This window comes from Methylobacterium sp. WL120 (assembly GCF_008039465.1).
GTDB lineage: Bacteria > Pseudomonadota > Alphaproteobacteria > Rhizobiales > Beijerinckiaceae > Methylobacterium > Methylobacterium cerastii.
Genome location: NZ_VRUT01000165.1, coordinates 1 through 10088 on the forward strand (window position 1 = coordinate 1; position 10088 = coordinate 10088).

Below are 10088 nucleotides of genomic sequence, written 5' to 3' on the forward strand. Positions count from 1 at the left end.
GTCCCTCCGGCTCCAGGATGATGTCGCCGGCGATGCCCGCCTGCGCCAACTGCTCGGCCACGATGAAGCGCGACTCGGCCGAGGCGATCACCGCCGGCCGGGCGAAGGTCGCGAGGTCGCTCACCCGGCGGGCGGTCGCCTGGAACGTCGACTCCGACGCGTCCACCAGCCGCGCGAACTGCTTGGGCATGCTCTCGCGCGACATCGGCCACAGCCGCGTGCCCGAGCCGCCGCACAGGATCACGGGGAGGATCGTCAGCGACGCCATGGGAGGGGGCGAAACTCTGTTCATATATTCCAGCCAGCTCATCGTTTCATTCAGTCTAACGTCATTCAAACGTGATCGAGTACGTCGGCAATCGCATCGTCCCAGTCGCTCCGGGGCGTCCAGCCGGTCGCCAGTCGCCACCGGGATTTCGGACGCGCGCATCCGGTCCGGCGCGACCCGGACCTCGAACGCGACCCGCGCGTGCCGCCACAGGTCCGACACCACGCTCGCGATGTTACGCGGCCGCCCCAAGGCGACGTTGAACACCGACCCGTCGGCGATGTCCACGCCGCGATCGATCAGCTCGGCATAGGCTCGCACCACGTCGCCCACCGGCAGGAAGTCTTGCTCGGCGGCGAGGTTGCCCACTTCCAGCACCGGCGGCACCAAGCCGGCCTCGATCCGCGCGATCTGGCCGGCGAAGGATGGCAGCACGAAGCGCTCGTCCGGCCTGACGCCTGGGCGAACTGCTACAGTGGAACTGGACCTTGCTGAAGGGACCCGCTCAGGCCGCCTGACCCGCAAGGTCCACCACCGAGCGCTTACGACGTAATGGGCGCAGAGCGCCTCGTAGCGGCGGGTGAGGTCGGCGCTTGCGTCTGCGTCGAGATTGCGGGAGGCGGCCGAGAGGCTGTTGGTGCGATGCTCGCCGGGCACGCCACCCAGGCTCTAAAGGGCGTTCTGCATTTTCTCGGCGAGCGCGACGAAGCTTTCGCCGCTCAGCACCACATGGGCATGCTCGAAGCCCGAGTAGGCGAGCCGCAAGTGGTAGTGCCGGCGATCGAGGGCGATGCCGGCGATGGTGATGCCGGCGGCATTCATGTCGGTGAACTTCGACAGGCCGATCCGCCCAGGCTCACGCGTCTGGCAGAAGATGACCTCCTGCTCCGCACCGTGCAGGCTGAAGGGCAGATCGGGCATCTTAAGCTCTTGACGCGCGCCACGTACGGCCGCGCCAACCTCGCTCTCTTCCGCCGACGGTTCCTCCTCGCAGCCTAATCCATAAAACTTGGCGAGGCGCTATTTTTCAGGAAGCAGGCCAACTAGAGTCAAGTTCTTTTTCGGACGACGTGCTTTTCTAGAAATAGCCCAATCGTTAAAAGCGAAAGAGAAAATAAAATGATGTAGAAATAATCGACTGTTATTGGTAGATCAGGGTAGTATCCAAGCCTGACCCATTCAATAATCCCGACGACGGGGTTGTACTTAAGAATATCATAGATTTGGTCTGGAAGAAAATTTGGCAGGAACATCACACCGCTGGTAACATAGATCACGACGGTGAACAGGATGCTTCCCATCATCCAGGCCGGGAAGAAGGCGACGATGCTGACGTTGATCGTGCCGAAGCTGAGGCCGAGCAGGATGGCAGCGAGATAGCCGCACATCGATGTGAACGGATCGATTGGTATCGGATTAATGCCGGCAGCTGCGAGGATCGCCGACACCGTGAGCAGCCCAAGGAACCCGGTGACGATTTCCACGAGGATACGGGAGAAGATGACGTCGAACAGCTTGACCTGAGGGTAGTAGGTCAACGGACGGTTGGTAATAACGGCCTTCATGACCTCGCGCGAGACGTACTGGAATACTAGTGCCGGCACTGCGCCGCTCGCGAAGAACAACGCACGGCTGTCACCGATCGGCGCGGGCACATGGCGTAGAACGTAGATGAGCACGAGCATGAAGATATGCACGACCGGCCAGAGCACGGTGATCATGTAGCCCCAATGCGAGCCGCCGAAGCGCGTGCGCATGTCCCGCAGCATCAATGCATGCAGGACGTGGAGGTAGGACTCCATCTGGCTTCTCTGGAGCGGTCTAGTTACCATTTTCCGGTCAATCGCGGGCATGACGGCTCCGAATTCTCGTATGCTATCATCTGCATCGAAAGCGCCAGAATTATGGGATCACCAGCGCCGCCACTGTTCGACATTCTCCAGTGGCTCGAACCGCATCATCCCGGCCCGCCGACTTTAACGCCAGCATTATGGTCAGGCTCCAGCGCGGAGCGCGATACCCTCGACCGTGGCCTTGACCGGAAGTTTACTTTGAAATCGGCCATGGAGCGCTGCTTCAGCTTGGCAGCGATACCGGACAGGATCATGGGCCGACTCCAAAGCGGAGGCGGCATGCACGTCAGGTGTAGCTAATGATCCGTGAATGAAGACGCCTTCGCGTTTGCGACAGGCCTTTACAGTCGGCCTCAGTCGCAACTACTGCGCCAATCCACCAAACGGTGGCGCTTCTCGGGTGAACCACCAGTAGATAACCATTGCGAGTACAATCATGGAGATGAAAAGGGTGATTTCAAGCCAGCGCGTCATGCTAACCGCTTAGCACGGCGATATGGAGGAAGCGACCTGCCGAGGATGACGTTCAGTGAGCCCTCGCACGGGCAGGAGCTTGTGTCACATTCATCGTCACTACGGATGCAGACCTTGTATCGGGAGTAGTGTGTTGAGGCGGTAGAGCGCATGAGTGTGGCCTAGGGTTTTTGCAGGAGGAGCCTAGGGATCACTTCTGGTTTACGGATGAGCAGTTTGCGAAGATCGCCCCGCATTGCCCACCGACCCGCGTGGTAAGGCATGCTTAGATGATCGGTGTGTCATCAGCGGCATCGTCCACATGCTGAAAAGTGGTTGCCGCTGGACCGATGTATCGCGCGAGGTCTATGGGCCGAAAAAGATCTTTTACAATAGGTTCGTACGCTGGGTTGCTAAGGGCGTTTGAGTCAGGATGTTTGAGACGCTCGTTTAGGCTGGGGGCCTACTCTCCCAAGTGCTGATCGATCCGACCGCCCTGAAAGAGCACCGCTGCTCCTTCAGGGGTAAAAGGGGGAGCAGAACCAAGCCATTGGCTGCCTCATCCTGAGCCTGCCGAAGGAAGCGGAGCAGGCGCACCACCAAGATCCATGCGGCTACCGATCGTTGCTGCTGTCCGCTCACCTTCCTGTTGATTGACGGAAAAGCCGCTGACTGCAAGCCTGGCGTGCTGCTATTGGCGTGTTTGCCCACCTGCCGCATTGTCCCCCACTAACAAAGGCACAACAGCGACACCATGCGGTGGCAAATCGAGGCGAGGGGAGCAGTCCCTAATATTAGCCAAAGTAAACAAGCATTAGAATCCATTTTTCTCGCCAGTTCACGACTTGCGGTTGCAATGCCACTGAGCGCATGTTCGGTCTAATCAAAGACTTATTTTGCATCTCTACGCGATATGATTGCTTGGACATTAGCTAATTTGCTATTGTCTACCCTGCCTCCACTGTCAGATATCGGTTATGAATCCGAACTCTAGAACCTCTTATCTTTTGACGGGGTTTAAGCGGTGCTGGGTTGTTTCTTTTAGATAATTCGTGTGAGAGGCAGGGTGGTGTTTTCCTCACTATCAAGCCTCCATCCACAACGTTAAGAAATATGTTAATAAGTTAAAGACGCGCGCGCGTTGTTAGGCTTCGGTAAGCGCTTGTTCTTTCTGTGAAAAAAAGGGGTATTTATCCGCGGAGTGACGAAGCGCGTTATCCGCAGAGTGACGAACCTTCATCCGCAGGGTGCCGAGTCAAACATCGCTAGAGTGACGAAGCTGCATCTTTGCAGCACCCTGGCGCGCCGCGCCGGATGGAATCCTCGTGGGCGTCGCTGCAAAACCCTACTTTTTATGTCAAGAATGAATCTGGTAGGCCCATGGTATTTTTCAAAAAACTTTTGATATCAGCATCTTACGATGATTTATCCGTAGAGTGACGAACTAGATCTCCTTCTTGGCTGGTCGGCGAACGGACTTGCGGCGAGATCCTTCTGCCTTGGGTTTCGGAAGGCTGACCAAGTCGCTCTCCATCGCTGCCAAGCCTGCATCGCCTCGGCCGTAGAACACGACGGAGTCGTCAGCGTGCAAGAAGATTAGGTGATAACTCGGTAGGGAGCCCTCTTCTCCGATACCACGGACAGCCGCCCGGAATTTGAACAGGGGTTGACGGCTACCGACCTTTTTTTGCAGCAGCTCAAGGCCAACCTTCCATCGCCCTTGGTTCCCGCAATGCTTGCGTGCCAGTTCGTACAACCGCTTCTCAGTGGCCTTCCGAAGCTTGAAATAGTCTTGGTCGATACTCAGCACCTCCAGTGCCATTGCGGCATCGAAGGTAAATTCGCTTAAGGTGATCCGTAACTCCTCCAAACGGTTGTTTGGTCCACGGGTGATCGTCTCCCAAGCGTCGATCAAGCCAAAACCCTTGGTGCGGCGCCTGGCCGGCTTTCCAGTGGCGATCGATGTTTTGATGCGGGTGCCGGCAAGCCGTTCCAGAGCCTGTTCCAGCAGCTCGTAGCCGCGCCCAGACGTGCTGCGGTTGGTGAAGGTAAGAACGTCGTGTGCCTTGATACTCACCGTGCGAGAGACGGCCTCACCGCGGTTCACGGCAGCCACAACTTTCGACACGCACGTAAGCACGATGTCCTTGTCATGGATGGTTGCGCGACCTTTCACCGACGGTGTCACCTCCAACGTCACACCATTGTGTTCGTAGGATAGAATACGCTGATCGCCGTCTTCGATCGCGTAGACCGGGTGCTCCATAGTTGCCAGCTCATCCTTGGGCATTGCAGCCCGCCCGGTGGCGATGAACAAGTCAATTTGCTGCGTGAGGACCGGGGTAGGTCCATGATGCTCATTAGCTTGGCTGCTGGCCGGCGTGAGCGCTTTGCCCTGGTTGCGGGCCTGGATCGGCGCTACACGCCGTGTGTGGCCTTCCTGGCTCTCCTGTGCCCCGCTCTGAGCCGGCTCCGACGCTGCCTTTTGTCTTTCAGCATCGGCCATGACGCTCTTGCCAAGCCCTTCGAAGGCCTTGGCGAGGCTCGGGTCGAGTCCGCCGAGCAGGTCTCCGAGCTGCTTCGGTCCGCTACTCATTCCTCGAGCCTTTGATTCCGATGAAGCCGCTCTCTAGGCCTTGGAAGATACAGGTGTTGATCCAGGCAGCGCGGCTCAAGCCCATTCGGCTTTCAGATACAGCACCGGCAGCAGTTCATCCAGGCTACGGGTGCGCCTTGCCCACTTCGGCAGGATCGTCGAGGTGAACCAAACCCGATCCTATGCTCCCGTCGCGCCGCGATCCCGGACGCGAACCCTCGCCACCGGCACCGGCCCGATCCCGGTCTGGACCTCACGCTCTGGCCCATGTTCGTGCAGCACTAGCCAGGTACGTCCATCTCGTGGCCGCAGATCCTGCATCGCCGTCAGGAAAACCTCGGCCTCAAGCTCGACCGTCTGGGCGAGAAGGCGACGAGCACCAGCATGCAGCACCTCGGTCAGGGGATCGTCGATCACATCCGGCTGACGAAGCCACGCGATGTTGGTAAAACCTTGATCTTAAAAGAAAATCTGATCCTTGACCTGAACCTGGTCGGCGACAGCAGATAGAGCAAGTGTCGAAAGGAAGCTTGAAGGGCGCAGCGTAGGATCTGGCCCAATGTTCGGAGTGTGTCCGAGCGTCGCTTTAGTCGGCTGTCTTGCTGGCTGACGATTCGGTCTGCGTGAGTCTGCGACCGGCCGTCGGGACGCATCCGCTGCACACGATGCTACTCGCGCGCCGAACCTGAGCGTCAAAGCGGCGATTTCGACTGGCCTGGGCACGCTGCTCGACCTCGGCGCGCGCTTCGACATCAGCGAGTGGCGTCAGGGCTGGCTGTACCGCCGGAAGTGGTCCCTCTTGTGTATCAGCCGGACTTAGTCGGGCAGCCAGGAACGGGGAGGTGCGGGGGCGGGTGCTCGACGCTGCCATCCCACCAGACACCGGTACTCCTGCGATGGGCGCCGCATGGGTCATTGCGCGCTGAGGCAGCGCCGCGTCGTGCGCGACCCGGTTGCCAGAACGCGCAAAAATGGCCTGCGGATCGATGCCGGCCGTCCCGCGTCCTGGCTGAAGGAGTAGATCGCCTGGCATTATTGCCGTGAGGGGTTGCGCAGGCTCGACCGCTTCCGGCTTGAGCGAAGCTGTAGAAGCGAGGGATGCGCCGGATCCCGCCCGCAAACGAGCCTGCGGATCGGTGCCGACACACGCCGATAGGCTCGTGATACCGAAAGCGGCAACGAACAAGGTTCTAACCAGTCTCAAGACGCCCCCGTACCAGCATGACATCCGCTGGATCGCTGCCCTGTCCCAAGATGGCGATAGGTGATTGATGTATCGCAAATATGGCGCTGACCGAGCCTTTGCCCGACCTGCGCTCTCTGCGCCTGGTGAAATCCGCTCGTGAGCGCAGCAAGGCCGCCAACACGCTGGCCCGTGTGTTCGTGATGCGTGCGTTCATCACGTAACCCCGACCGGCGGCGTCGAGCGCGCTGCGACGCTTATCTTACGAACGAGTTCCCCTTTTATCTGCCAGGTCTGTGGGTGTGATTGACAAATTATCAATCTAGCAGTCATTACTGACTTACCTAGATCGATGAGGCGTCGACTATCACCGTATTCATGGCGTCAATCATCTCGACAGTCAGCATTTTCTGACATCAAGCGATGTGACGCGTGATCTCACGCCCGATTTTGCAAGGTCGCGAGCTTACGCGCCGCGCCGCGCTGTGCGCGCAGGCGCTCGCCGTAGCGCGCTGGCATCGCTGGCGTCTTCCACGAACCCGCCTGCATGACCTCGAGTAGCTCGAAGCCCGCCGCGAACATGTCCTGCGTTGCCCCGACCCGTGTCGAGTGGCCCGAGGGGAGGCGGGAGAGTTTGAGTCCGGCCGTAATGGAGAGATCCCGGAATATGCGCGAGACCTCGGCGGCGCCGAGCATGGCGTCTCCGACCCTGCCGCCCTTCGTCAAAGGCCGGAAAAGGGGTCCGCTGTCCAGCCGGGCGGCAGCGAGCCAAGCCTCGATATGCGCCACGGTGTCGGGCGCGAGGTACTTGATCGCTCCCTCGCCCTCCTGGTCGGCCTTGGAGCGTCGCACCAGGACGGTGCCGGAGCCGTCCGCGCCGCGCTCCAGATCCCCTATATATAATGAGACAAGTTCGGAGCGGCGCAGCAGCGTGTCGTATGCGACCGCGACGAGCGTTGCGTTGCGGAGCGCAATCAATGGTGTCTCGCGCACCCCTTCCATCACGCGCCGGTGCAGCCGATCAGGCGCCTTCACGATGAGCATGCGCTCGATGCTGCCTCGGTTGAGGGGCTCGGCCTGCTTTTGGCGCCGACCCTTGGCCCGGTTCATCCGCTTCACCGCCAACCGGACGATCTCGTCGGCGCATGGGTTGGGCAGCCCGGCGGCGCGGTGGAGCGCGGCGATCGACGAGCGGTACCGCTCCACCGTGGCGCGGGACTTCGTTTCGGTTTGGGCGTCGATGAACGCGACGACGGTTTCCGGGCTGGCCGGGAGCATCGTCCGCTCGACGCTCGAACACCATGCCGAGAAGATCCGGCTGTCGGCGGCCAGCGCGCGGAGCGTATTGTCGGCGAAGGCGCCGCGTGCGGCGCGGGCATGATCCTCCAGCCGCGCGACCAGAAGCTCGAGGCCGGGCGGAAGCGCCTCCACGAACGGGACGGGTAGGGCGACCGACCCGCGCGGCGGTTCGGCGTCGGGATCGTTGGCGTCAAGCTCCATGGACCGAGCGTAGCGGCCCAATCGTGAACGATCCACAATGATCTGCGATAAGTGGCATTATCGATGGCCATTTTGTCGGCTCCTCCGAAGGAGCTCTTCCAACGGTCAAGCATGGTTGCGCCGCGGTGGAAAAGGCGCCGATCCGTGGATCGGGCGACAGGCGCTTGAGCCGAGCAGGAGCACCCTGTGGTCCGCGTTCGACGGACTGATCCATGTTGACGAGCCAGTGCCATCGATCAGTGATCAGCAGGAGTCGGTCAGCGCCTCGGGACTATTCGGGCGAGCGATCTCGTGTGACGACGCGGATGTCGGAGTGCCGTTCGAGCCCGCCGGCGAGCGTCTGCGCCCTGTACGTCGGGCAGGTGGTCTGAGGATTTCAGGAGGCAACGCGGCGACAGGGCATGGCTGATCGACGGTGTGACGCAGCAGACGCGTCGAACGTCGATGCGTCGCGCGGTCGGCGAGGCCGAGAGCCGCAAGTCAATGGGGCCGGTCAGTGGCTGACAGGTCTCATCACAGCGCGTAAACGGGCATTTTCCCCGCCCCACGGGCCGAGGGGCCAAGGGCGCCAATGACACAACCTTCCTTCCAGCCCGTCAGCGAGGTCTATGCCGAGCAAACGGTTTATGGGCAGATCGGCCCACTTCAGGTGGTGCGGCTCGTTCGTAGCGATCTCAGCCTCGCGCTGACCCATGTCGTCGTCCTCGGCCATCCAAGCCTGGGGCCGACCTTCATCGCAGGTTTCCCCGATACCGAAGAGGGGATCGGCCTGGCCGATCAGGTTGGCCAAGCCGTCGTCCAAGCGCTTTGGATCGCCGCGACGCCGGTGTCCTGATCCAGTCTGCCGCCGGGCATAACTGGGCCAGCTTGGTCCTCTGACGCCATCCGCGCTGTTCGTAGGAAGGGTGGACGCGTCCCAAAGCCGGAATCACCACGCAGCGGGCGTCGCTTACACCTTGAAGCGCTGGTTGCGGCGCAGCGCTGGAGGGCCGGCGCAACCGGCTTCTGACCTGGGCTTGGTGTGAGCGAGCGGGAAGGGGGCTCCCTCAGGCGCTGTTGCGCGCCCGCGCGTCAGCCAGAACAGCGGCCAGGGTCTCGGACCAGGGCACCTGTGGGGCCCAGCCGGTCGCCGCGTAGAGCCGAGCGCCTTCGCCGGAGGCCAGCGGGATCCCAGAGGGCCGCATGCGGGCAGGATCGACCACAACCTCAAACGGCACGCGCGCCTGTCGCGTGAGATCCTCCAGCACGCTCGCGATCGTGCGAGAATGGCCCGTGGCGACATTCAGCACCGTGCCAGACGCGAGCTTATCGCTCGCCCCGATGACCTGCGCGTAGGCCCGCGCCACGTCCCGTACGTCTAGAAATTCGCGGTACGCCTCAAGGTTTCCGACTGCGAGACACGGCGGCATCCGACCCGCCTCGATCCGGGCGATCTGATGTGCGAAGGCGGGCACGACGAAGCGCTCGTCCTGGCCTGGACCGGTGTGATTGAAGGGCCGTAGTACAATGAGGCGAACCTCGCTTCCCGTGAGTACATCGGCGAGCATCTCCTCACCCACACGCTTGGTGCGGGCGTAGACCCCAACCGGCTGAGGGACAACGTCCTCGTCCACCGGCTGGCCGGTCAGGAAGGCGCGCCCGTAGACTTCGCTGGAGCTCGCAAAAACGAGGGCGGCGGTGGGTGCCTCGCTGCGCATGGCCTCGGCGAGGTTGAGCAGGCCCGCGACGTTGGTGCGCCAGGTCTCCAGGCCCGCTCCGTCGGCCTGCCCAACGGAGGCTTGGGCAGCGAGATGCAGGACGTGGCTCGGCCGGAAGGCTCGCAGGCAGGCCGCTAGGCCTTTTTGATCAGCGAGGTCGAGTGTACGAAAGGCGGCGTCCTCTGGGAGGGCAGTGTTCGTTCCGCGTCCGACCCCGAGGAGCGCCTCGACGCCCGCCGCGGCAAGGGCCGCGAGGGCGTATCGGCCGACGAAGCCAGCCGCGCCCGTGACAAGCACGCGCCGGACGGGCGCGGCCATCAGGCGGCCTTGTGGCCGCTGTTACGCTTCAGGTCGGCCTCGACCATCTCCTGGATCATCGTCTCGAGCGAGATCTCGGCCTTCCAGCCGAAGGCGGCTTCCGCCTTGGCCGGGTTGCCGAGCAGCACCTCGACCTCGGCCGGCCGGTACAGCTTCTCGTCGATGATCAGGTGATCGTCCATCAGCAGGCCGACGTGAGAGAACGCAAGCGCGCACATGT

General features: G+C 61.5%; 9 protein-coding genes and 3 pseudogenes. 4 read left to right on the forward strand and 8 right to left on the reverse strand.

Going from position 1 to position 10088, the window contains the following annotated elements; translation table 11 throughout:
• The 3 genes and pseudogenes from FV229_RS28245 to FV229_RS22440 form a co-directional block, all read right to left on the reverse strand.
• Window positions 1-703 (reverse strand): sugar phosphate nucleotidyltransferase (locus FV229_RS28245; RefSeq protein ID WP_246688293.1); only part of this gene is annotated, 703 nt, incomplete at its 3' end.
• A gap of 114 nt (window positions 704-817) precedes the next feature.
• Window positions 818-1231, reverse strand: a pseudogene (locus tag FV229_RS28250) (hypothetical protein); the annotation flags it as partial.
• Between the two features lie 86 nt (window positions 1232-1317).
• Window positions 1318-2070 (reverse strand): ABC transporter permease, encoded by a 753-nt coding sequence (locus FV229_RS22440; protein WP_246688292.1) that lies wholly within the window; start codon window positions 2068-2070, stop codon window positions 1318-1320.
• A gap of 695 nt (window positions 2071-2765) precedes the next feature.
• Between FV229_RS22440 and FV229_RS28255 the strand changes: the two are divergent.
• Window positions 2766-3465 (forward strand): annotated as a pseudogene (locus tag FV229_RS28255) (IS5 family transposase); the annotation flags it as partial.
• Window positions 3466-4018: 553 nt separating this feature from the next.
• Here the strand turns inward: FV229_RS28255 and FV229_RS22450 are convergent.
• Together FV229_RS22450 and FV229_RS22455 are read right to left on the reverse strand one after the other, a co-directional pair.
• Window positions 4019-5170: a replication initiator protein A gene (locus tag FV229_RS22450; protein ID WP_187275247.1), complete on the reverse strand. Its 1152-nt coding sequence runs from the start codon at window positions 5168-5170 to the stop codon at window positions 4019-4021.
• A 90-nt stretch (window positions 5171-5260) separates the two neighbouring features.
• Window positions 5261-5611: pseudogene (locus tag FV229_RS22455) on the reverse strand (IS256 family transposase); the annotation flags it as partial.
• Between FV229_RS22455 and FV229_RS28495 the strand changes: the two are divergent.
• Window positions 5555-5680 (forward strand): hypothetical protein, encoded by a 126-nt coding sequence (locus FV229_RS28495; RefSeq protein WP_281406744.1) that lies wholly within the window; start codon window positions 5555-5557, stop codon window positions 5678-5680. The pseudogene FV229_RS22455 and the gene FV229_RS28495 overlap by 57 nt on opposite strands.
• A gap of 774 nt (window positions 5681-6454) precedes the next feature.
• Window positions 6455-6577: a hypothetical protein gene (locus FV229_RS28500; protein WP_281406743.1), complete on the forward strand. Its 123-nt coding sequence runs from the start codon at window positions 6455-6457 to the stop codon at window positions 6575-6577.
• Between the two features lie 214 nt (window positions 6578-6791).
• On the opposite strand, the gene FV229_RS22460 is transcribed toward FV229_RS28500, so the two are convergent.
• Complete coding sequence (locus FV229_RS22460) at window positions 6792-7853, reverse strand: tyrosine-type recombinase/integrase (RefSeq protein ID WP_147754087.1); 1062 nt, start codon at window positions 7851-7853, stop codon at window positions 6792-6794.
• A gap of 571 nt (window positions 7854-8424) precedes the next feature.
• Between FV229_RS22460 and FV229_RS22465 the strand changes: the two genes are divergently transcribed.
• Window positions 8425-8688 carry a hypothetical protein gene (locus FV229_RS22465; RefSeq protein ID WP_147754088.1) on the forward strand — a complete coding sequence of 88 codons (264 nt, stop codon included), beginning with the start codon at window positions 8425-8427 and terminating at the stop codon, window positions 8686-8688.
• A 211-nt stretch (window positions 8689-8899) separates the two neighbouring features.
• Here FV229_RS22465 and FV229_RS22470 read toward each other — a convergent pair whose 3' ends face one another.
• Window positions 8900-9868: an NAD-dependent epimerase/dehydratase family protein gene (locus FV229_RS22470; protein ID WP_147754089.1), complete on the reverse strand. Its 969-nt coding sequence runs from the start codon at window positions 9866-9868 to the stop codon at window positions 8900-8902.
• A partial coding sequence (locus FV229_RS22475; RefSeq protein WP_187275248.1) for a GDP-mannose 4,6-dehydratase occupies window positions 9868-10088 on the reverse strand: 221 nt, incomplete at its 5' end. The genes FV229_RS22470 and FV229_RS22475, both read right to left, overlap by 1 nt.